Source organism: Candidatus Thermoplasmatota archaeon, assembly GCA_035541015.1.
GTDB lineage: Archaea > Thermoplasmatota > SW-10-69-26 > JACQPN01 > JAIVGT01 > DATLFM01.
On sequence record DATLFM010000008.1, the window covers coordinates 16,886 to 39,281 of the forward strand.

17 protein-coding genes are annotated in these 22,396 nt (G+C 69.7%); 11 read left to right on the top strand and 6 right to left on the bottom strand.

The window, feature by feature from the left end; translation table 11 throughout:
* Positions 1-135: 135 nt before the first annotated feature.
* Complete coding sequence (locus VM681_00575) at positions 136-1,887, bottom strand: methylmalonyl-CoA mutase family protein (protein ID HVL86490.1); 1,752 nt, start codon at positions 1,885-1,887, stop codon at positions 136-138.
* Between the two features lie 105 nt (positions 1,888-1,992).
* Between VM681_00575 and VM681_00580 the strand changes: the two genes are divergently transcribed.
* Genes VM681_00580 through lonB form a run of 5 tightly spaced genes read left to right on the top strand, consistent with a single transcriptional unit; the run spans position 1,993 to position 11,096 of the window.
* On the top strand, positions 1,993-3,681 hold the full coding sequence (locus tag VM681_00580; GenBank protein HVL86491.1) for a hypothetical protein: 1,689 nt from the start codon (positions 1,993-1,995) through the stop codon (positions 3,679-3,681).
* Between the two features lie 56 nt (positions 3,682-3,737).
* Entirely contained in the window at positions 3,738-5,600 is a 1,863-nt protein-coding gene (locus VM681_00585) for a CocE/NonD family hydrolase (protein HVL86492.1), read from the top strand.
* Positions 5,597-7,468, top strand: coding sequence for a hypothetical protein (locus tag VM681_00590; protein HVL86493.1), 1,872 nt, complete (start codon positions 5,597-5,599; stop codon positions 7,466-7,468). Before VM681_00585 ends, VM681_00590 begins: the two co-directional genes overlap by 4 nt.
* A complete protein-coding gene (locus VM681_00595) occupies positions 7,465-9,147 on the top strand; it encodes a hypothetical protein (protein ID HVL86494.1) in 1,683 nt (560 codons plus the stop codon). Before VM681_00590 ends, VM681_00595 begins: the two co-directional genes overlap by 4 nt.
* Positions 9,144-11,096 carry an ATP-dependent protease LonB gene (gene lonB / locus VM681_00600; protein ID HVL86495.1) on the top strand — a complete coding sequence of 651 codons (1,953 nt, stop codon included), beginning with the start codon at positions 9,144-9,146 and terminating at the stop codon, positions 11,094-11,096. The genes VM681_00595 and lonB overlap by 4 nt, the downstream gene beginning before the upstream one ends.
* Here the strand turns inward: lonB and VM681_00605 are convergent.
* The 3 genes from VM681_00605 to VM681_00615 all read right to left on the bottom strand — a co-directional run bounded on the left by VM681_00605 (position 11,086) and on the right by VM681_00615 (position 13,522).
* Positions 11,086-11,703, bottom strand: a complete 618-nt coding sequence (locus VM681_00605) for a class I SAM-dependent methyltransferase (protein ID HVL86496.1) — start codon at positions 11,701-11,703, stop codon at positions 11,086-11,088. The genes lonB and VM681_00605 overlap by 11 nt on opposite strands.
* Positions 11,704-11,725: 22 nt before the next feature.
* Positions 11,726-12,058 carry a tRNA-binding protein gene (locus VM681_00610; protein ID HVL86497.1) on the bottom strand — a complete coding sequence of 111 codons (333 nt, stop codon included), beginning with the start codon at positions 12,056-12,058 and terminating at the stop codon, positions 11,726-11,728.
* Between the two features lie 138 nt (positions 12,059-12,196).
* Positions 12,197-13,522, bottom strand: coding sequence for a hypothetical protein (locus tag VM681_00615; protein ID HVL86498.1), 1,326 nt, complete (start codon positions 13,520-13,522; stop codon positions 12,197-12,199).
* Between the two features lie 163 nt (positions 13,523-13,685).
* On the opposite strand from VM681_00615, the gene VM681_00620 reads away from it, so the two are divergent.
* Positions 13,686-14,879, top strand: a complete 1,194-nt coding sequence (locus VM681_00620) for a helix-turn-helix domain-containing protein (GenBank protein ID HVL86499.1) — start codon at positions 13,686-13,688, stop codon at positions 14,877-14,879.
* Here the strand turns inward: VM681_00620 and purF are convergent.
* The gene (gene purF / locus VM681_00625) at positions 14,812-16,221 is read right to left on the bottom strand and encodes an amidophosphoribosyltransferase (protein HVL86500.1); all 1,410 of its coding nucleotides are present in this window, start codon (positions 16,219-16,221) and stop codon (positions 14,812-14,814) included. The genes VM681_00620 and purF overlap by 68 nt on opposite strands.
* 127 nt (positions 16,222-16,348) lie before the next feature.
* Here purF and VM681_00630 point away from each other — a divergent pair, with 127 nt between their 5' ends.
* The 5 genes from VM681_00630 to VM681_00650 all read left to right on the top strand — a co-directional run bounded on the left by VM681_00630 (position 16,349) and on the right by VM681_00650 (position 21,674).
* Positions 16,349-16,822, top strand: coding sequence for a hypothetical protein (locus tag VM681_00630; protein ID HVL86501.1), 474 nt, complete (start codon positions 16,349-16,351; stop codon positions 16,820-16,822).
* A gap of 81 nt (positions 16,823-16,903) precedes the next feature.
* On the top strand, positions 16,904-18,334 hold the full coding sequence (locus tag VM681_00635) for a hypothetical protein (GenBank protein HVL86502.1): 1,431 nt from the start codon (positions 16,904-16,906) through the stop codon (positions 18,332-18,334).
* Positions 18,335-18,449: 115 nt separating this feature from the next.
* Positions 18,450-19,031, top strand: coding sequence for an archaeal heat shock protein Hsp20 (gene hsp20 / locus VM681_00640; GenBank protein HVL86503.1), 582 nt, complete (start codon positions 18,450-18,452; stop codon positions 19,029-19,031).
* Positions 19,032-19,050: 19 nt separating this feature from the next.
* Positions 19,051-20,682: a thermosome subunit beta gene (thsB, locus tag VM681_00645; GenBank protein HVL86504.1), complete on the top strand. Its 1,632-nt coding sequence runs from the start codon at positions 19,051-19,053 to the stop codon at positions 20,680-20,682.
* Positions 20,683-20,816: 134 nt separating this feature from the next.
* Positions 20,817-21,674 carry an SDR family oxidoreductase gene (locus VM681_00650; protein ID HVL86505.1) on the top strand — a complete coding sequence of 286 codons (858 nt, stop codon included), beginning with the start codon at positions 20,817-20,819 and terminating at the stop codon, positions 21,672-21,674.
* 30 nt (positions 21,675-21,704) lie between these two features.
* On the opposite strand, the gene VM681_00655 is transcribed toward VM681_00650, so the two are convergent.
* Positions 21,705-22,268: a hypothetical protein gene (locus VM681_00655; protein HVL86506.1), complete on the bottom strand. Its 564-nt coding sequence runs from the start codon at positions 22,266-22,268 to the stop codon at positions 21,705-21,707.
* Between the last annotated feature and the right edge of the window lie 128 nt (positions 22,269-22,396).

Here is a 22,396-nt window from a genome sequence, read left to right on the forward strand (position 1 = left end):
GCCGGCTCCGCGGAACCTCGCTCCGCTCGGTTCCAAGTCGCCGTCGGAGTTTTTCGTTTCACTCAAAACTCCGCCGGCTTGGTGGAACGCTCCGCGTTCCACGGCGCCGGCAAGTTCCTCGCGCCCCCCGCGCGCTCAGAACATTGCCGGCTCTTCGTACTCCCCGAACACCTTCACCATGGCGGCGCGGATCTCGCCGAGCGTGGCGTAGGCGCGAACGGCTTCGAGGATGGGCGGAACGAGATTGCCCTCCTTCTCGCACGCGCGCGTGAGCCGCTCGAGGGACTCGTCCACGCGTCGCGCGTCGCGCGTGCGGCGAAGCTCCAGCAGGCGCGCCCGTTGCCGGACCTCGGATTCGTCGGAGACCTTGAGGATCGGAAGCGCGTCCTTCTCCTCGGTCTCGGTGTGCTTGTTCACGCCCACCACGACGCGTGTCCCCGCCTCGACCTCCTTCTGGTAGCGGTAGGACGCGGCGGCGATCTCGCGCTGGAACCAGCCCTTCTCGATGGCCGGGATGACGCCGCCCTGGGCCTCGATGCGGTCGAAGTAGTCCTCCGCCTGGCGCTCCATCTCGTCCGTGAGCCACTCGACGTAGTAGGAGCCCCCCAAGGGGTCGGCCGTGTTGGCGACGCCCGACTCGTGGGCGAGGATCTGCTGCGTGCGGAGCGCGATGCGGACGGCCTTCTCCGTGGGAAGCGCAAGCGCCTCGTCGAAGGAGTTCGTGTGGAGCGACTGCGTGCCGCCGAGCACGGCCGCGAGCGCCTGGATCGTGGTGCGCACGATGTTGATCTCGGGCTGCTGGGCCGTGCACGAGCATCCGGCCGTCTGCGTGTGGAAGCGAAGGAGCCACGAGCGCGGGTTCTTCGCCCGGGCCTCCTCCCGCATGAACCGGGCCCAGATGCGGCGCGCGGCCCGGAACTTCGCGACTTCCTCGAAGAGGTCGTTGTGCGCGTTGAAGAAGAACGACAGGCGCGGCGCGAAGTCGTCGACGGCAAGCCCTCGTTCGATGCCCCACTTCACGTACTCCATGCCGTTGCGCAGCGTGAACGCTAGCTCCTGCACGGCCGTGGAGCCGGCTTCCCGGATGTGGTAGCCGGAGATCGAGACCGTGTTCCACCGCGGGACGTTGCGGCTTCCAAACTCGAAGGTGTCGATCACAAGCCGCATGGCCGGCTTGGGCGGGAAGATGAACATCTTCTGCGCGATGTACTCCTTCAGGATGTCGTTCTGGATGGTGCCGCCCACGCTTGCCATGGGGAATCCGTGGCGCTCGGCGGCGGCAAGGTACATGGCCCAGATCATCGCCGCCGGGCCGTTGATCGTCATGGACGTCGTGACCTCGTCGAGGGGAAGCCCCTCCAGGAGGTCCTCCATGTCGCGCAGGCTCGACACGGCGACGCCCGTCTTCCCCACCTCGCCGCGCGAGCGGGAATCGTCGCTGTCGTAGCCGTGGAGCGTCGGGAAGTCGAAGGCGACCGAGAGTCCGGTTTGGCCGTGCGCGAGGAGGTACTTGAACCGCTCGTTCGTCTCCTCGACGGAGCCAAAGCCCGCGAACTGCCGCATCGTCCAGACGCGGCCCCGGTACATGTTGGGGTGGATGCCGCGCGTGAAGGGGTACTCACCCGGCCAGCCAAGCTTCCGGTCGTACGAGAAGCCACGCAGGTGCTCGGGCGTGGCCACGACCGGCGGCTCGACCTCGGAGAGCGTGCGGAAGTTGGCGGCGCGCTCGGGCGACTTCGCAAGGTGGGGCGCAAGGACGCGCTTCTCCCAGTCGGAAAGGCGTTTGCCTGCCGCAGGGGTCGCGCGGGGGGGCGACTTCGCCGTGGCGGGCGCGCGCCGCGCGGTCTTCGTCTTGGCGTGCTTGCGGCCGCTGCGGCGGCGAGCCATGCGGCGCCATACCCGCCCCGCGATTAAATACCTTGGCGATGCGCGGGGCCTCCGTTCAGCGTCGCGACCAAAAGCGTCATGGCCCTGCTCGCGAAGGAGCCGCGCATGGCGGGTCGGCACGGCGCGTGCGCAACGGGGCGGATCGTGGCCTCGCCTTTGGCGGCCTGGACGGCGCTTGTGCTCCTGGCGCCCGTCGTGGCCTCGATGCCGCTGCCCGAGCTGCCCTCGCTTGTCCTCGATCCGACGCCGTCGCCGCGCGGTTTGGACGCTGACCAGGACGTTTCGTATTCGGTGACCTTCGATTGCCCCGCGCCGCTTCCGGTCGTGCCAAGCGGCTGCCCCATGCGCGTGCACGATCCGGCGTGGGGCTGGCTTCATGGCAACCCCGGCTTCGTGGCCGACCCGCAGGACCCCAATCGGATGGCGTTTGCGATCATCCACGGGAGCCGCGAGGACGGTCCCACGCCCATCGCCCGAGGCTCCAGCATCCCCCACTCGACCTTCACCACCTTCAACGGCGGCGCGTCGTGGCAGGACCAGTACTACGGTTCGCCGAAGGCCGACCGCGGGGACCGGCATCTTGGCGTGGACATCCACGCGACGCTCGATGGCGACCGCAACCTCGTCCTCTCGCCACTGTACGCGTACGCGGACGGCGGCGGTTGGCGCTACTACCTGCTGACGTTCCTGTTCGGCCCGGAGGAGCGGCGGCTGGACTACGGCAACCCGACGGGGCACTTCGAGCCGGAGAAGGGCGCCGTGATGGGGGCTCCAGCGCTCGTGTACGTGCCCCAGATCGCGTCCACCGTGCTGCTGTGGCACGAACGGGCGAGCCCCGAGGCGCCGCTTATGCTCAAAGGCGCCGTCTCCCGCGACGGCTCGCTTGGCGAGTGGACGGCCTTCAACGGTTCCGTCGGCCCTTGCCGCGACGCCTCGCTTCCAGCAAGCCTCGCCGGCCTCCTCTACGTCGCTTGCGTCGGAACGGGCGAGGGCGACGCGCCCGAGGGACGCATCGACGTTCTCGGGCTCGACCCGCAGACCGGCGCGCTGCGATCGCGGACGGCCACGCCCCTCTCGGGCGGACGACCGGTCCTTGCCGCCATGGGCGAGGACCGGCTCGCCGTCGTCACCGTGGACGTGCCCTCGCCGGGAAGCGCGCGCGTCGAGCTTGCAACGGGGCCGCCGGAAGGCCCCTGGCGGGGGCCGCACGCGATCGAGGGACTGAACGACCCCTCGCGCAGGCTCACGGTCGCCCGCGTGCAGGCGATCCTCCACCGCGCCGAGACCGACACGATCCATTTTGTCTTCCTCGACGGCACGGACGACGCGCGCGGGGGGCCTCCCAACCCAAACGGCGCCCCGGTCACGCTCACCGCGCCCATGTGGCGCAAGGCGTTCGTCGTGGCGGAGCCGACGGGCCGCGTGCTGTTCCGGGTCGATCTTGGCGTCTCCGACAAGGGGGAGAACTCGTTCCCCACCGATTGGGGCGGCGACCAGCGGTTCTTCGGCGACACGCGGGACACGCTTGCCGACTTCGGCGGGACGGAGTACCTCGCCTTTGGCGACTACGGAGTCATCGTCATGGCGCGCGTGATCGAGCACGACCAGCGTCCGTTCGCGATCGCGCTGTCGAGCGCGCCGCCGGCCGCCGAAGCCCTGCCCGCGGCGGAAGCCGTCGTGAGCACCGTGCACGCGGGTGCCGGGGTCGTCGCCGGCACGGTGGCAAGCGTGGCCATTTGGCGGCTGGCGGCTCAGCGCCAGGCGGCGGGCGCGGGCCGGCGCCGCCGGCCCTGATCCATCCAGCGTCGTCACCATAACCTTCATGTGCTTCCGAGGGGAGCACGCCGCGCATGTCGACGGGTGGGAAGGCGCCCTGGCGCGCGGTTGCGGCACTCCTGGTTCTCCTGGCCGCTCCGGTCCTTTCCGGCTGCCTTGGAACCGAGTTGAAGGACTCCCTCGAGTTTTTCGTCTACGAGCCCCTGCCGCCCAAGCCCGAGCCCATCGCCGAGAACCTCACCTCAAGCGGCCTCTCGGCCCGCCTGGAGAACGTCACGGTCGGGTGGCTCAATCTCACGATCCCGTCCTTTGACGCGACGCCGCTTGCGCTCGACCTCTGGCGTCCCGAGATCGACCGGCCCGTGCCCACGATCCTGATCGTTTCGCCCTACTTCGAGGATTCGAAGGACCCCGAGAACAACAACACGCCCCGAGGCGGGCTCTACGCGCAGACGCTGCGCTACTTCGCGCCGCGCGGCTACGCCGTCGCGCTCGCCGACCTTCGCGGAACGCGCCTCTCCGGCGGATGCCTCGATCTTGGCGGCCCCGGCGAGCAGGGCGACGCGGCCGCGCTCGTCGAGTATCTTGCCACGCAACCCTGGAGCAACGGCAAGGTCGGCATGATCGGCGGAAGCTACGACGGTTGGACGCAGCAGATGGCCGCCGTCTCGAAGTCGCCGTACCTCGCCGCGATCGTCCCCATCGCGCCCATCGCCGACGTGTACCACGGCGTGGGCAAGGGCGGCGCCAAGTTCGCCGGGTGGACGCCGGGCATGTCGATGGGCTACAGCTTCAACTACGGCCTTGGCATCCCCTCGCCGCTGCAGATCGTTTCGAACCCGACGAGCGTCCTTGGCGTGAATTGGGCGCAGTTCCTCACGGGCCACGAGGGCCAACACCTGCCCTCGCAGACGTGCGCCGTCGAGAACCAGGTGTGGGCCAACGACCCCTCGGGCGACTACAACGGCTGGTTCACGGTCCGCGACCTGCGCGAGCGCGCGAAGGACGCCACGGCGGCCATGTTCTACACGCACGGCTTCTACGACATCAACGCGCGGCCCGACCACATCGACCCGTGGTACGCGGGCTACGGCGGGCCCAAGCGCGCCTTCCTCTATCAGGCGGACCACTTCATGGGGACCGATGCGCCCGGCACGGGCCGCACGGACTGGTGGGAGGAGGTCCACCGCTGGTTCGACTTCCATCTCCTTGCGATCCCCAATGGCGCCGATGCGACCTACAACCTCATCGAGGTGCAGGACAACCTCGGCCGCTGGCGGCACGAGACCGCCTGGCCGCCGGCGGACGCCACGCCCGTCGCCTTCCACCTTGGCGACCGCACGCTCTCCCGCGAGCCTGCCGCGGCCGGCACGGCGATCTTCCGCGAGGACCCCTTCGAGGACGCCGGCGAGATCGGGACGCGAAGCTCGCGCGTCATGGACGGCGCGGGGCCGGCACGGCTTGTTTTCGCCTCCGAGCCCCTTGCCGAGGCCGTGCACTACGCGGGCCGGCCCGTCGCGTCGGTGCTCGTTTCGTCGGACAAGGCCAACACGAACGTGGTGGCGCGCCTGTACGACATCCACCCGGACGGCTCGTGGGTGCTCGTCAACAAGGGCGTGCACACGATCCGCCACCGCGACGGGCTCGACAAGCCCAGCCACGGCACGCCGGGTACCCCGTACAAGGTGCCCGTGTCCATGCAGCCCGAGGACTACGTGTTCCGGGCGGGCCACGCGATCGGCCTTGCGATCTCCGCGAGCGACGCGTCGTACGTGCTGCCCACGGGCGCGATGCCGCAGAACACGATTCACTATGGCGGCGCGGAAGGAAGCGCGCTCCTCCTTCCCGCGGTCGAGCGGACGGACTTCACGATGCGAACCTGGGGTTCCGCACAACCCACGTGGCTTGGACCTAAGCCGGGGGAGGCGTTCCCGTGAAGCGTTTCCTTCCCGCCGCCTTGCTTCTTCCCCTGCTGCTGGCCGCGGCTCCCGAGGCCATGGCTCACGCCGGCCACCTTCACATCCTGGAGGAGCCCTCGAAGCTCACGCCGCTCTCCGTCCGTCACGGCGCCCTCGACGCGGCAGCCGAGCTCGCAGGAGGCGTCGTTCCGCAACGGGGCGACCCGCGGCTTGCGCCCGTCACGGCCGGTTCCTACTCGATTCAATTCCAATGCCCGCCGCCGGTCCTGGATTTCTCGGACCCGCCCTGTCCCCTGCGGATCATCGACGTGGACGATCTTCTGGGCAACCCCACGGTCGCCGTAAGCCCGCTCAATCCCAACGACATCATCCTCTCGAGCCTCCACGGGACCCTGCAGGACGGCCCCACGGCCCGCTCCCGCGGTCGGCAGACGCACACCACCTTCACCCACTCGGCCGTCCCCATCTCGACCTCGCTTGGAGGCGTGCTCTCGGCGGGGCAGGACTGGCAGGACCAGCCGTACTTCCCGCCCGACGAGATCGACGACGGCCGCGGCGCCGTGTACGGCGAGGACGTCCACGCCATCATGAACGAGATCGGCAACATCTACATCGCCTCGCTGTACTCGAAGAAGACGGGCGCCGATTGGCAGTACTACATCGCGAACTGGAAGTTCGATCCCGACCTTGGCATCGCACTCAACTACGCCTTCCCAAACGGCGTCTTCACCTCCACCGTGCCCGGCCGCGCCATCGACCGCGTGTGGCTTGCGGCGCTGCCCGCCTCCGCGAACGTGGCGCTGTTCTGGGAGGAGCGGGAGCCCGCGCTTGACGTGCCGACCGAGCCGCCCGCGGACGAGCCGCCGTCGGGCAACGAGTCCTCCAACCAGAGCGCGCCCCCGCCGCGAGACCGTCGCGCCACGTTCCTCGACGAGGTTCGCGGGCCGCGCTTCCTCGTTGGCGCCATCACGCCCAACGACCTCGTCTCCGGCTGGAAGCTTCTCAACGCGAGCCTCGCGGTGGGCCCCTGCGCGAGCATGAGCAACGCCGCCTCCTACGCGGACAAGGTCTACGTGGCCTGCACGCTTGCCGGGCCCGCCCCCGGCTTCCCGCACGGCAAGGAGGGCGACGTCGTCGTGTACGAGATCGACCCCGTGCGCGGCGTCCGTCGCGCGCTCACGAAGGCGCCCGTTCCCGACGGGCAGCTCACGCTCTCCGTGAGCCAGACGGGCCGCATGGCGATCGCCTCCGTGCAGACGCGAGACGGGACCGTCGCCGCCCAGCTTGCGACGGGCCCCGTCGAAGGCAGCTTCGGTCGCGCGTACGAGTTCGCCGAGCGCATCCGAGACCCGCTTCTTCCAGCGGCCAACGCGCGCGTGAACTCCATGCTCTACCGGTCCGTGACGAACACGATCCACCTGCTCTGGATCGAGGAGTCCGGCGACGGCGAGGCCGCGCGCAAGACCGCCCACTGGCGCAAGGCGCTTGTCGTCCTGGATCCCTTGGCCACGCCGCTTGTCAACCTCGATCTCGACGTCCGCGACCGGGGCGAGGTGTTCCGTTTCGACGACCCGCCGCGCAACACGGGCGCCTACGCGGACACGCGCGACAGCCTGATCGAGGTGGAAGGCCGCGAATTCATGGTCTTCACGGACTACTCGATCTTCGTCTTCGCCGAGATCCTCGAGCTCGACGAGCGCGAGGACGCGATCGTCTTCCACGAGACGCCGCCCGTCCCCGAGGCCGTGCCGGTGGCCGAGGTCGCCCCGGCGCTCGTGAACGTGGGTGCCGGCGTCGTGGCCGCGGCCGTCTCGGCCGAAGCCCTGCGCCGCCTGTTGGCCGCGCGCCTTGCCGCCGGCGCGGGGCCCGGGAGGCGACGGCGATGAAGGCGATCCTCCTTGCCGTCCTGGCGCTCGCGCCCGCGGCCGCCGCCTTGCCCGCGCCCCTGCCACTTTCCCTCGATTCGGCCCCGGAGACGGGCGCCGCGCACGGCTTCCCGCCCAGCGGGGAAGTGGACGAGACGTCCCGCGGGTACCGTCTCGACTTCGACTGCCCAAGCTCGGGCCCGTTTGCGCCGCCCTGCCCCACGCGCGTGGCCGACGGCGCGCACGTCTTTGGGGCGCCCGCGCTTGCCGTGAACCCCTCAAACCCGCGGCACGTCGCGATCGCCGCGCTTGCCGGCACGCTTGCCGGAAGCCCCACGCCGGCCAGCCGCGCCGGCACGCCCCACGCGCTCCTCGTTTCCGAAGACGGCGGGCTCACCTTCGCTACGACGCCCATCCCCGCGCCCCAAGACGATCTTCTGGGCGAGGAGGTGGCCCTTGTCGCCGACGACGAGGGGAACCTCGTGCTCGCCGCGCTGTGGTCCCGCCGCGGAGAGACCGGCCCCACGGTGCTTGGCGTCTGGAAGCTTGGCCCGTTCCCGGGAACCGCCGCCCTGGCAAGTCCCCCGGCGATCCTCGCCCCATGGACCGAGGGGGCCGTCCTCTCCCGCATCTCCCTGTCCCTCGACGACGGGACGGTCTTCCTCGCCTGGCAGGAGCACGGCCTTGCCCGGGACGCGCGCTCCGCCCACGGGCCCTCCGGATTCGTCGACGTCGCATGGTCGACGGCCGATCCGGCCGCCCCCTGGCAGCGGCTTTCGGACGAGCACGTCATGGGCCCCTGCGCGGCCGCGAGCAACGCGCACCCGCACCGCGGGCTCCTGTTCGTCGCCTGCACGGCGCAGCCGGGCCTCGAGGGCGAGCGGCTCGAGATCGGCGACATCGCCATCCTCGCGCTCGATCCCGCCGCCGGCAACACGAGCTACCGCGGACGACTGCCCTTCGCAGGCGACCTCTTCCTCCTCCCCGCCGACAACGACCGCCTGGGCCTCCTTGCCTTCGAGCAGCGCGCGGGCGACCGCGTCCGCGCCGTCTTCACGGTGAGCAAGGACGGCAGCACCTGGTCGAGCGCGCGCGACTTCGGCCGCGCGCTGCGCGAGCCCACCGACCCGCCCGCGCGCGAGGCGCGCATCCTCGCCGTCACGCGGCAGGCCACGAGCGACACGTACCACGTGATCTACCAGGAGATCCCCGTCGCCAACCAGAGCGACCCCAACCAGGGGACGCCGCTTGCCGAGCTTGCGCCGCGCGTGCGCAAGCAGCTCTTCGCCTTTGCCGGGTCGGGCGAGCTTGCGTACCGCCGCGACCTAGCCGTGGACCTTCCCGAGAACCGCATGCGCCGCGACCCCGTTCACGGCGCGTTCAACGAGAGCTTCGCGCAGGACCGCGCGGACGCCATCGTCCTCTTCGGCTCGCGCGAATTCGTCGCGTACTCCGACGCGGGCTCGCTCGTCGTGGGGGAGCTTCGCGAGACCGTCTCGGTTCCCCTGGGACCCTCGCCCGTTCCGCTTACGCCCTCGAAGACCGAAACCGCCATCACGCAGCCGCCCAAGCGCGAGTTCACGCTTCCGTTCCTCCTCGTCGGCGGCGCGCTTGGCGCTGCCATCGTGGCCCGCGTGCTCGTGGGCCGCGTCAAGGTGACGACGAAGGAACTTCCAGCTCCAGGAGAGAAGAAGCCATGACGTCCAGCCGCCCGTCCGAGCCCATCGAAACGAGAACGCCCGACCAGTGGATCCGCGACGAAGGCGTCGAGACGACGGCCTCCGTCGAAGTGCCCGCGCGCCTCATCGACCAGGTCATCGGGCAGGACCAGGCCGTGGAAGTCGCGATCAAGGCGGCCACGCAGAAGCGCCACCTCCTGCTCATCGGCGACCCCGGCACGGGCAAGTCCATGATCGCAAAGGCGATGACCGAGCTTCTCCCCAGCGAGAAGCAGGACGACCTCCTCGTCAGCGCCAACCCCAAGGACCCCAACGAGCCCATCGTGAAGGCCGTGCCCGGAGGCGAGGGGCGCCCCTACATCGCCAAGATCCGCCGCTCCGCGCGGTTCAAGATCTGGGGGCTTCGCGTCGTCGAGTGGGCGCTCGCCTTTGGCATCCTCGCCTTCGGCCTCGTCTTCTTCGTGCTCAAGGACGACTACATGGCCGTGCTCATCGCGGTGATCGGCGCGCTCTTCTTTGCCATGATCGTCATGCAGTTCCGCGTCAAGGAGGACAACCTCGTCCCGAAGCTTCTCCTTGAGAACGGAGCAAAGGCCCGCCCGGCGCCCTACGTCGACGCCACGGGCTCGCACGCCGGCGCGCTCTTTGGCGACGTCCGCCACGACCCCTTCCAGTCCGGCGGCCTCGAGACGCCTACGCACCAGCGCGTCGAGGTCGGCGCCATCCACCGAGCGCACAAGGGCATCCTGTTCCTCGACGAGATCAACGTCCTGCGCCTCGAGAGCCAGCAGGCCCTCCTCACGGCCATGCAGGACCGCCAATATCCCATCGTGGGACAAAGCGAGCGGAGCTCGGGCGCCATGGTGCGCACGACGCCCCTTCCCTGCGACTTCATCCTCGTGGCCGCAGGCAACCTCGACGCCGTGCGCGTCGCCGAGCCCGGCAGCAACACGGGCATGCACCCGGCGCTGCGCTCGCGCATCCGCGGGTACGGCTACGAGGTCTACGTGGCAAGCTCCATGGACGACACGAGCGAGAACCGCCGAAAGCTCGTCCGCTTCGTAGCCCAGGAGGTCGTCCGCGACGGCCGCATCCCCCACTTCGAGGCCGGCGCCGTGGCGCTTGTCATCCGCGAGGCGCAGCGCCGCGCGGGCCGCTCCGGCAAGCTCACGCTACGCCTGCGCGAGCTTGGCGGCCTCGTCCGCACGGCCGGCGACATCGCGCGCGAGCAGAGCGCCGCGGCCGTCACGGCCGAGCACGTTCGCGCCGCCAAGCGCACCTCACGCTCGCTCGAGCAGCAGATCGTCGAGCGCGCGCTCGACAAGCAGCGCGCAAGCGACGCCGTGCGCGTCGAGGGCAGCGTGATCGGCGCGGCCGCGGCCCTGGGCTTCATGGGCGGCGGCGACGTCGGCGAGCCCGCCGGCGTGGTCGTCCCCTGCGAGGCCGCCGTCACGCCCGCGCGCGACCGCAACGCGGGCACCTTCGTCGCCAACCGCACGCTCCAGGCGGCAAGCCCCACGGCCGCCGAGAACGTCGAGGCCATCGTGAAGACGCTTCGCGGCGAAGCCGTGAAGGACCTCGACGTCCACGTGCAGGCCATCGCCACGGGCGAGGGCATCGAGGCCGAGGGCATCGGCCTTGCCGCCGCCGTCGCGGCGATCTCCGCCGTCGAGCGCGTCCCCGTCGACCAGCGCTACGCCATGGTGGGCACTCTCACCGTGACGGGGGCGCTGCGCTCCGTCGCGGGCGTCACGCAGATGATCGAGGCCGCCGCCGACGCCGGCTACGCCGGCGTGCTCGTGCCCGAGAACTCGCGCAAGGACGTGCTCCTCGACGAGGCCGACGCCCGCGTCGAGATCCTCTTTGCCGAGAGCCTCACGGACGTGCTCTTCGAGGTGCTCGACGCGCCCGAGGAGAAGCGCCGCGAGATCTGCGGGCGCCTGGCCGGAGCGATCGTCGTCAAGCGCTGACGCGCCCGGTCGCCACGAGAAGGTTGAGCCGCAGCGGCCCCCGCGCCACGCGCACGACGACGTCGGCCAGCCCCGCGGCGCGCATGGCCCCGCCAAGATCGTGGACCGACAGGAAGCCCACGTGCGAGGGCTCGAAGGCGCGCGCAAGGCCGTTCACGACGCGGTTTCCAAGCCCGTGCGAGGCGAAGTCCTCGACCACGACAAGCCCGCCGGGCGCGACGACCCGGCGCATCTCGGCCACGCCAAGGGGCCACGGGTCCCAATGGTGGAGCGAGTTCGTGGTGAACGCGAGCGCAAACGCCCCGTCGCGGAAGGGAAGGCGCGTCGCGTCGGCGGCCGCGGCGGGAAGCCCCTTGCCGCGCGCGACGGCGGCCATGGGAAGCGCAAGGTCGGCCACCACGGAAAGCGCCGCGCCCCGCTCGCGCAGAAGCCGCGCGAGCTCGCCCGTCCCGCCGCCTGCGTCGAGGCATCGCTTGCCGCGCACGTCGATGCCCTCGAGCGTGGCCTCGTGCGTGCGGCGGAAGAATCGCCGCAGCATCGGGCGGTCGTACGACGCGGCGACGCGGGAGAACTGGTCGACGTTTGCGTGCGCGTGTTTTAGGGTCATAAAACTTTTAGGGTCATAAAAATCAGGCGATCCTCGATCCAAGCGTGGCCTCCGCGTCCGGCTGGAGGAGCACGACGCGCCCGTCTTGCTCCACCGCCCCGAGCACGAGGACCTCGCTCTCGACGCCCGCCACGTTGCGGGGCGGGAAGTTGACGACGGCGACGACCTGCCGGCCGACGAGCTCTTCCGGCTTGTACCACGGGCGCACGGCGGCGCTGCTCGTCTTCACGCCAAGCGGGCCAAAGTCGATGCGCAGCGCATAGCTGGGCTTTCGCGCCTTCTCGCTGACGCGCGCTTCGAGGACGCGGCCCACTCGAATGTCGATCTTCTGGAAGTCGGCGACTTCGATCGGCATCGCGCGGGCACGGACGTTCGTCGTCAAGAACGTTGGGTCGGACGTCCGGGAGCGTTTCCCGTTTGCGGCGGCGCGTGCGCGGGCACCGGCGTGCCGCCGCCGCGCGCGTCCGCCGCGGCTTTGTCCCTCGGTGCGCGGTCAGACCTCGGTGCCCACCACCGGACCGTTTCGGCTGGCGCCGACGCACAGGGATGCCGTCTCGCAATCCACTCGCTGGAAGCCCGCGGCAAGGCACAGGATCGCGTCTCCGCACCGCGCGGTCCGATCGGAACTCACCGCGATGCAGACGATGGCCACACCGTCGCACGCGGCGTCGCCGCCGCGCGCGATGGCAAGGCCCAATCCCGAACCAAAGCAGGGACGCGATGTGGCGGATCCTTGGCCCGAAACGGCGATCTCTCCTTGCGCCGCAGACCCCGTGCGCACGTCCGTTAGGACCCCGCCGCCCACGCAGGGAACCTGCGCGTCGACGTCGACGCCTCCGAAATCGTCGACGTCTCGGATTCGGTAGGAGCCTCCGACCGGGTCCCAACCGGCGATCGGGAAGCCGGCGCCCCCGGCCTCTGCGTCAATCGACCTGCCGTAGGTCGTGATCCGCCCCACCGGCGTCGTGCGGAGGTTTCCGTCGGGGAGAGGCTCGACGACGATGAACGGGTCGCTCCACCAACCGAGGCACGCGCCAGCCGCGCATGCGGCGGGACCCGTGGCGTGGAGGGGATCCGGAACGAGGAGCGGCTCCATGGGGGACGAGCGCACCGGAGCGGGACGATCGTCGCGGAACCTGAGCTCGAGGACGCTTCCGGCACCGGGGGCAAGGACGCGGACCGCTTCCTCGATGCCGGGAATGGGGATCGGTGCCACGACGTCTCCAAACGACGGGCGGGCTTCGTCGTGGGGCCCGCCCAGCCGCGACCAGGCGTAGCCGACGTACCGCCGGTCAGCCGGTCCCTCTCGTTCGGACACGAACCAGCGCAGCTCGCGGATGGTGGCGCCGTCGTTGTGCCCTTGCTCGCCTTCCACGATGGGGCAGTTCGCGTTGACGATGAGCGTCCGCGGCGTTACGAACAGGCGACTACCGTATTCGAGGGCGCCCGGCGCGCCCATGAACCGGTCTTCGTTGCAGTCCCTCCAGACGCCGTAATGCGCAAAGATGCGGTAGACGGCGGCGATCGTTCCCACGCCCGGGACCGCCGTCGGAGGCACGGCCTCCTGCAGGACGTGCGCGTCGAGGTATGCGCGCCGCATCGACGTCGTCGCGCTCGTCCAAAGGCCCACTCGGTCCTCCGGCTGGTTGGGCTCGGGGTACGCGCCGTTGCCCCATCCGGCGGAGGCCACGATGGCCTGGCGGTACGGAACATACGTTTCCGCGGGGTCCCCCGAGGCCCCCGGCGCCATGCTGGCAAGCGCCATCGACACGACAATCGCGATCCGAAGCACGGCGACCCGGGATCCGGTCTTCTCCAAGCGTCACACCGACCCGCGGGCTCCCCTTCGCGAGGCTTGAATTCCTTCCGTCGCCGGCCGAATCCGTCTGCTCTCCCGTCTTAACGCTTCTCCTCGCCCGACCGAATTGAGCGCGGCTTGTCATAGAACGTTTAAGCTTGGCGCGGAGCGAAGGAAGATCGGAATGCAACGGTCCGTTCTCGCCGCGTCGGTATTCTTGGCCCTCCTGGCCGCGCTGCCGGGGATTGCGTCGGCTGCCGGAGCCGATCTCAAATGGCACGAAGCCGACGCTGCGGCCAAGGCCGCCGCCGGGCCTTTCGTCGCGCGCCCGCCCGGCCTCGCGGCGGCGGTCGCGGCCTCCAACGAGCCCTTCGCGGGGGCAAACGGGGTCGGCGCAAGCCGGGCGCAATGGCCGGTCGCCCACGAGGTCGTCCAAGTGGACGTCCGCTCCGTGCTGGCTCCGCTGCCCGACGAAGCGGCTCCCCTTCTCGACCAGGACCTTTCCGCGCTGCGGGAGCTCCCGCTCGTCGACGTGCAGTCGCCGCCGACCTTGCGGCATCTCGCGCGCCTGCTCGTGGACGATGCGCACGCGCCGGTCGCCTCCGCGCTTCCTTCCTTCGACGAGTCCGCGGGGTCGGACGCTCGTGACCTCGACGCGGCGGTCGCTGCGGACGGCGAGCGGACGGAGCATGGCTCCGTGCAGGCGCGGCCGCACGGCCACGCTCTCGCCCGCGCGCCGGAGGCCTCTGCGAACGCCTTCCCATCGACCGTCGCGGACTTCCGCGGGGACACGATCTCCTTGCTCACGGGCGCGGGCGCGCTCCTCTTGGCCGCGGTCGCGGTCTACTCGCGTCTTCGCCGCGAAGCGGTCGCGCAGCAGGAGATGCGCGCGCGGGTGCTCGAGCTCGTGGGCGAAACTCCGGCCGCGCGTGCTTCCCCGATCGCCCGCGCCTTGGGCGTCCACCCGACGACCGTTGCCTACCACCTGCGGACGCTCGAGCGCCACGGCTTCGTGGTCGCAAAGGCGACGCCCCGCGGCCGCGTCTACTTCGCGGCGGGCGCGGCCGATTCGGCGACGACGATGGACCAGGCGCAGGCCGCGGCGCTTGGCGACTCCACCGTCGAGTTTGCCCGCTTCGTCGGCGACCGGCGCGGCATCACGCAGGTGCAGGCGGCGCGCGAGCTTGGCCTTGCCCCGTCGACGGTTTGCGAGCGCGTCGGGACGCTTCGCCGGATCGGATGGATCGAATCCAGCGCCGAAGGCGGGCTTCGCGCGACGCCGCGCGGGTTGCTCGCGCTGGCCAGGATCCTTACGCCGGCAGCTCCTGCGGCCCGCGCACCTTCTCGCCGGGAATCTTTACCGGATATTCGCCCGTGAGGCATCCCAGGCAAAGGTCGCGTTTTTGGATGCCGATGGCCTCGACGAGGCCTTTCTCGGAGAGGTAGGCGAGGCTGTCGGCGCCGATCATCGCGGCGATCTCGGGGATCGACTTTGACGAGGCGACGAGCTCCTCGCGCGTGGGCATGTCGATGCCAAGGTAGCAGGGCGACTTGATGGGCGGGCTTCCGATGCGAACGTGGACCTCGCGCGCGCCGGCGTCGCGCAGCATCTGCACGATGCGGCGCATGGTCGTGCCGCGCACGATCGAGTCGTCGACGAGCACGACGCGCTTTCCCTTCACGACGCTTGGCACGGCGTTGAGCTTGAGCTTCACGCCCACCTGGCGGTGCTCCTGGCCGGGCATGATGAAGGTGCGGTGCACGTAGCGGTTCTTCATGAGGCCCTCGGCAAACGGGATGCCCGCGGCCTGGGCAAAGCCGAGCGCGTGCGTGCGTCCCGAGTCGGGCACGGCCGTGACGATGTCGGCCGAGACGGGCGCCTCCTTGGCGAGGATCTCGCCCAAGCGCATGCGCACGTCGTACACGTGGCGCCCGTCGATCACGGAGTCCGCGCGCGCGAAGTACACGTACTCGAACTGGCAGTGCGCCTTCTCCTTGGAGGCCGCGGGCGCGTGGCTCTTCACGCCGGCCGTGCCGATCTCGAGGATCTCGCCCGGGGCAAGGTCCCGGACGAACGTGGCGCCAAGGATGTCGAGCGCGACGCTCTCGGAGGCCGCGACGAAGCCGCCGCCGGGAAGCTCGCCGTAGCAGAGGGGCTTGATGCCCAGCGGGTCGCGGACGGCGTACACCGTGTCCCCGATCATGAGCGCAAGCGAGTAGGAGCCCGTCCATTCGCCCATCGTGCGGCGGATGGCGCGGACGGGGTCCTTCGTCTCGGCAAGCGCGTTGGCGAGCATGCGCACGGCGACCTCGGAGTCGGTCGTGGAGAGGAAGGCCCAACCCTTGGCCTGCAGGCTCTCGCGCAGCTCGCGCGAGTTCGCGATGTCGCCGTTGTGGCCAAGGCTGATGTCACCAAAGGCCGAAGAGACGAGGACGGGCTGCGCGTTCTCGATCACGGATCCGCCCGTCGTGCTGTAGCGCACGTGCCCGATGCCCCGGGATCCCGTGAGGCGGGCGAGCACCTCGGGCGAGAAGACGTTCTCCACAAGCCCCATGCCGCGGTGCGCGCGGGTGGCGCCCGCGTCGTGGACGACGATGCCGGCCGACTCCTGGCCGCGGTGCTGCAGCGCCATGAGCGCATAGTACAGAAGGGGCGCGGCGTGGCCGGCGGGCAGCACGACGCCCGCGACCCCGCACTTTTCCTTGCGCTCCATTTCCATGGGGCGACCTAGGAGGGAAGATCCTATTTGAGCGTTTGGGGCGAAACGAGCCCGCTTGCCAGCGGGCGCTTTTCGGAATCGAGGGCAAACGTCCCGATTTTATCCCGGCCGCTTCAATACTGCTCCCGTGAAGCCTAGCGTCGCGGCCCTGCTGCTCGCCTTGACGGCGGTCGGCCTGCTGCTGCTGCTCGAGTCCTTCCACGCGCCCACCGAGCTCGACGTGACGCGCGACCCCGCCCGCGCGGCGGTGGGCTTCGCCTACCTTGCGCTGTGCGGGACGTTCGCGGGCGCGCCTGCGCTTCTCGTCCGCCAGTTCGCGGCGCGTCGCCCCCTCCTGACGGCAGGACTCGCCTTCTGCCTGTGGTCCGTCCTTCTCATCGGCATGATCCTCGTGGGCCTGCTCTCGCGCGCCACCTTCGGCGCGGCAAGCCCCGTGGGCGGCAGCGGGGCCACCATGGGGGGCCTCGTGGTCCTTTGCTTCGCGGCGGCGGGTTTCCTCCTCTTCTCGGACCACCTCTGGGCCGGCGGCACGAGCCGCTCCCTGGGCCGGTCGATGGAGCGGGGACGCGAGGCGATGCGCGCCCGCCGACGACGCGGCTGAGCCACCCGACCGTTGTTTCAAATACGGATTGCGCAAAACATTCTTGAGCCCCCTGGCTGTCGCTCGGGTGGAGGCCTAGCCATGGGAGTCGGTCGGAAGGTCGGTGTCGCGCTCGCAGCCTTGCTTGCCGCGGGGCCCCTGGCCGCCGCAAACTTCGACGACGACCTCTACCACGAGGTCATCCTGTTCTACTGGGACACGCACGTCCTGGACGTGCTCATCGTCCCACCGGCCGCCGCCGACGTGCTTCCGCGGCTCCACGCGATCGAGAAGTCGATCGACGCCTGGGAAGACGGGATTCTCCAGTTGGGCGCGCCGTGGCTTGCCTCGAACCTCGAAATCCACCGCTACACGGTCGGCGTGGACGTGCCGACGGTCGCCGCGGTCGCGGACCCGGAGATCGTCGTCCTCTCGGCCGAATACAACCCCGTTCTTCTCCTTGGCATCGGCGTCTCGTGGGACTACCTCGCTTGCCAGGGCATCGATCCGCTTCTGCAGGCGCTCTCGGCCGCTTCGGCGGCGTCCTCGCCGCCTGCCGACGGGCCTCTTGCGGGCGCCGCCCGGGCCGCTCCGACGCTTCCGCCCGATTGGCACCAGCACCCCGGCTCGGGCTGGGCCATGAAGGTCACGACCTGCCGCGACGCGACGGAGAACATCTGTTTTGTCCTCAACACGAACTTCGCCGTCAACGAGTTCGGACAGCACCGCATGTTCGACTTGAACGCGCACGAGTTCGGGCACTGCCTTGGCATCGGCCACACGGGCGACGCGGGCGACTTCCGATCCACCACGTTCCCCTGGTACGACATCATGAGCTACAAGTTCACGCCCGACCAGGTCCACTGCGTGAGCACGCTCAACGTGCGCTCCGTCGAGGGCACCTTCGCCCGCACGCTGGGCCGGCCGCCCTCCGAGTGGAAGGTGTACCGCGACTACGTCCACATGCATCCGAACGAGTACGACCAGGTCGATTGCCTCAATCCGGACGGAAGCTCGACGCACGTGCGCCCGACCTCGGCGGGCTCAAGGCGCACGGTGAGCGAAAGCTTCGGCGGATCGTCCGTGCCGGCGGGTTGGACGCTGTCGGGCCTCTGGCGCGTCGGGAGCGACTGCGGGGGCGGGGCGGGGGGCTCGAGCGCGTTGCAGTACAACCTCGCGAGCAGCTGCCAGTACGCCACCGGCGGGCGTACGTGGGGTCGCGCCGTGGCGCCGGCGGTCAACCTTACGAACTCGACCGCGCCGACCCTCAACTTCACGACCCGCTACGTCAAGGAAAGCGCTTCGGGCGTCTACGACGTCATGCGCGTGGAGGTCCGCACGCCGAGCACGCACTGGGCAAGCCTGTGGCAGCGGGACGCGCGCAGCCTCAACGAGCCGAACCCCGTGACGGTCTCCTTGAGCCTCGCAAGCTTCCGCGGCGAGGGCACGCAGGTTCGGTTCATGTTCGACTCCATGGACGGGACGGGCAACAACTTCCTCGGCTGGGTCGTCGACAACGTCGTCGTCCAGTAGGCGCCCGGCTCGTCCGCCAGGGACCCGGCACAAACCGATACGTTTGTATCGAAGCGCAGGCCAGAGTTAGTTTTATATAGAAGCTTTCCTTTACCCGCTTCCCGGAGGTGTCACGTTGGCCGACTTTCCCGACGAGAAGCGCAAGCGCGAGGCGCGGGAGCCTCACGACCCCTTCGGCCTCGGAGGCTTTCCGTTCGCCTTTGGCGACCTCGACCGCGAGTTCGAGCGCATGCGCCACATGATGGACCGCATGCTCCGGGAGATGACCGATCAGATGGGCAAGGTCGGCCGCCTGCCCGACAAGCAGCCGTTTGTCTACGGCTTTAGCCTCCGCGTGGGCCCCGATGGGCGCCCGCAATTCCAGGAGTTTGGCGACACCAAGCTCACGAAGTTCCACACCGCCCCGGACGTGGGCGACGCCCGCGAGCCCCTGGCCGACGTGATCGAGCACGACAAGAGCGTCTCCATCACGGTCGAGATCCCGGGCGTGCCCAAGGAGGACATCCGCCTCCAAGTGACCCCCGACCGCGCCATCGTGCGCGTGGACGCGGGCCGCAAGTACTTCAAGGAAATCCATCTCCCCTGCCGCGTCGTGCCCACGACGGCCGACGCGACCTTCAACAACGGCGTCCTCGACATCACGATCGAGCGCGAGGAGCCGAAGAAGGACGAGGGGACACCCGTTCGAGTGAAGTAACGTTTCGGAGGAATGCACCATGATGGGCAACCAACCCGTGATCATCCTGAAGGAAGGCACGAAGCGCGAGCGCGGACGCGGCGCGCAGAGCAACAACATCCTGGCCGCAAAGGCCGTCGCGGAGGCCGTCCGCACGACCCTTGGCCCCAAGGGCATGGACAAGATGCTCGTGGACTCGATGGGCGACGTCGTCATCACGAACGACGGCGCGACGATCCTCAAGGAGATCGACGTCGAGCACCCCACGGCGAAGATGATCATCGAAGTGAGCAAGACGCAGGAGCAGGAGTGCGGCGACGGAACGACCTCCGCCGTCGTGCTGGCCGGCGAGCTCCTGAAGAAGGCCGAGGACCTCATCGAGGACGTCCACCCCACGCTCATCACCCAGGGCTACCGCCTGGCAAGCGACAAGGCCGTCGAGACGCTCGAGGGCCTGGCCCAGTCCGTCGACATCAAGGACACGAAGACGCTCGAGCGCATCGCCCGCACCTCGCTTGCGAGCAAGGGCAGCGCTCCTTTCGCCGAGCTTCTCGCCCAGATCGCGGTGAAGGCCGTCGCGGCCGTCTCCGACGAGAGCGGCGGAAAGTGGACGGTCGACAAGGACAACATCAAGATCGAGAAGAAGAAGGGCGGCTCCGTGTCGGACACGGAGCTCATCCAGGGCGTCGTACTCGACAAGGAGCGCGTCCACACGCGCATGCCAAAGGCCGTCGAGAGCCCGAAGATCGCCCTCGTCTCCGCGGCCCTTGAGATCAAGAAGACCGAGGTCGAGGCCAAGATCGAGATCACGGACCCCTCGCAGCTCCAGGCGTTCCTGGACGAGGAGGAGCACACGATCCGCCGCCTCGTGGACCAGGTCAAGGGAAGCGGCGCAAACGTGCTCTTCTGCCAGAAGTCGATCGACGATCTTGCGGCCCACTACCTCGCCAAGGAGGGCATCTACGCCGTGAAGAACGTGAGCGAGAAGGACATGAACAAGCTCGCGCGCGCCACCGGCGGCAAGGTCGTCACGAACCTCAAGGACCTCACCCGCGAGGACCTGGGCAAGGCCGGCACGGTCGAGGAGCGCAAGATCGGCGAGGACGCCCTCACGTTTGTCTCCGGCGCCAAGGGCGCCAAGGCCGTGACGATCCTCGTCCGCGGCGGCAGCGAGCACGTCATCGACGAGGTCGAGCGCAACCTCGACGACGCGATCGGCGTGGTCGCGACGGCCATCCGCTACGGCAAGATCGTGGCCGGGGCCGGCGCGCCCGAGATCGAGGTCGCGCTCGCGCTCCGCAAGTACGCCGCCTCCGTCGGCGGCCGCGAGCAGCTGGCCATCGAGGCCTTCGCCGACGCGGTGGAGATCATCCCCCGCACGCTTGCCGAGAACGCCGGCCTTGACGCCATCAACGTGCTCGTCGACCTCCGCTCGGCCCACGAGAAGGGCCAGAAGTTCGCCGGCATCGACCTCGACTCCGGCAAGGTCGTCGACTCGTGGAAGGCAAACGTCCTCGAGCCCGTCCGCGTGAAGACCCAGGCCGTCCAGAGCGCGACCGAGGTCGCCACGATGATCCTGCGCATCGACGACATCATCGCGGCCAAGCACTTCGAGCCCGGCAAGGGCGGCGAGGCCGGCGGCCACGGCGGCCCCGGCGGAATGGACTTCTAGGGGGCAATTTCGGCCCGCGGCGGGGCGAGACGCCCCGCCCGTCTTCCTTTTCTGTGATCCATCGCTCGAGCGCCGGCTCGCCACCGCGCCCCGTCCCAAACGGCCCATGCCGACCGCGCGACAACCGTGCGGCCATGGCCCCGGAGCAGACCCGCCCGCCCCAAACGCAGGAACGGCAGCCCGGCCGCGAGAGCGAGATGCGGCCGCGCCCGCGCTACCGCGGAGCGGGCTACCGTGCGGCGGGCAAGCTTGCGGGCAAGGCCGCCGTCGTGACGGGCGGGGATTCGGGCATCGGCCGCGCCGTTTGCACCCTCTTTGCCAAGGAGGGAGCCGACGTGGCGATCGCGTACCTCGAGGAGCACAACGACGCCAAGGAGACGGCCCGCGCGGTCGAGAAGGAGGGCCGCCGCGCGCTCCTGCTGCCCGGCGACGTCGGCGACGAGGGCGTCTGCCAAGCGCACGTCGAGCGGACGGTGCACGAGTTGGGTCGCCTGGACGTCGTCGTGAACAACGCGGCCGAGCAACACCGCCACGAGACGCTCGAAGAGATCACGGCCGCCGAGATCGACCGGACGTTCCGCACGAACATGTACTCCTATTTCTTCCTCACGAAGCACGCGCTTGCGCACTTGCGCGAGGGTTCGTCGGTCATCAACACCACCTCCGTCGTGGCCTACAAGGGCAACCCGAAGCTCCTTGCGTACTCGGCGACCAAGGGCGCCATCGTCACCTTCACGCGATCCCTGTCGGGCCTCCTCGTCGAGCGCGGCATCCGCGTGAACGCCGTGGCGCCGGGCCCCATCTGGACGCCGCTGATCCCCGCCACCTTCCCTGCCGAGGACGTGGCGACCTTCGGCTCCAACTACCCCATGAGCCGTCCCGGGGAGCCGGACGAGGTGGCGCCATGCTACGTCTTTTTGGCAAGCGACGACGCCTCGTACATCACCGGTCAGGTGCTGCATCCAAACGGCGGCGCGATCGTGAACGGTTGAGCCCGCCGGCCGCGCCGCCGGACGGGACGCTCAAAGGCCGACGCCGCCGCGCGAGGTCGCCGCGCCCACTTCCTCGGAGCCTCCGGGGATGGCCCAGCAGACCTTTTTGAGCGCGGCGACGTACTGGCTCAAGTTCTTGCAGAACTCGCCCGTCTGCGCGCCGACGTCCTCGCAGTACAGGAAGAAGCCGGATTCCCACGTCTCGTCCGCGTAGCCGAAGCATTCCCCGATCTTGCCCGCGACGGTGCGCGCCGCAGCGGTGCACGTGCGAGCGTCCTGCGCGCACTTGGCAAGCTTGCTGCATTCGGCCGACGCGGAGCTTCCCGCGTCGCTGTCGTAGGCCCACAGCAGGACGACGATCACGCTGTTGGCGGCGCACTTGAACAGGCACTCGGCCGTGTCGACGCCGCCGCCGTTGTAGGGATCGTAGTAGTCGACGGCGCAGTACGATTCGCTGGAGCCGCCGTAGCACTTCTTGCGTCCCTTGATGTTCTTGCACTCGTCGGCGTCGACCTCGGGCGACAGGAGGGTTGCCGAGGCTGCCGGCACCGCGACTGCCTGGGCGGCCAGGACCGCCATCGCGACGAAGCCCACGATCCTCCACCGGCCTGCTTCCGGGTTCCTGCGTCCCCGCATGGTCTCACCGGCGACCCTCCACGCGGCCGCCGGCAAGAAGGAGGCGGCGCAGGGGGCAAGCTTTGTTCCAGCTTGCTCGCACGCCC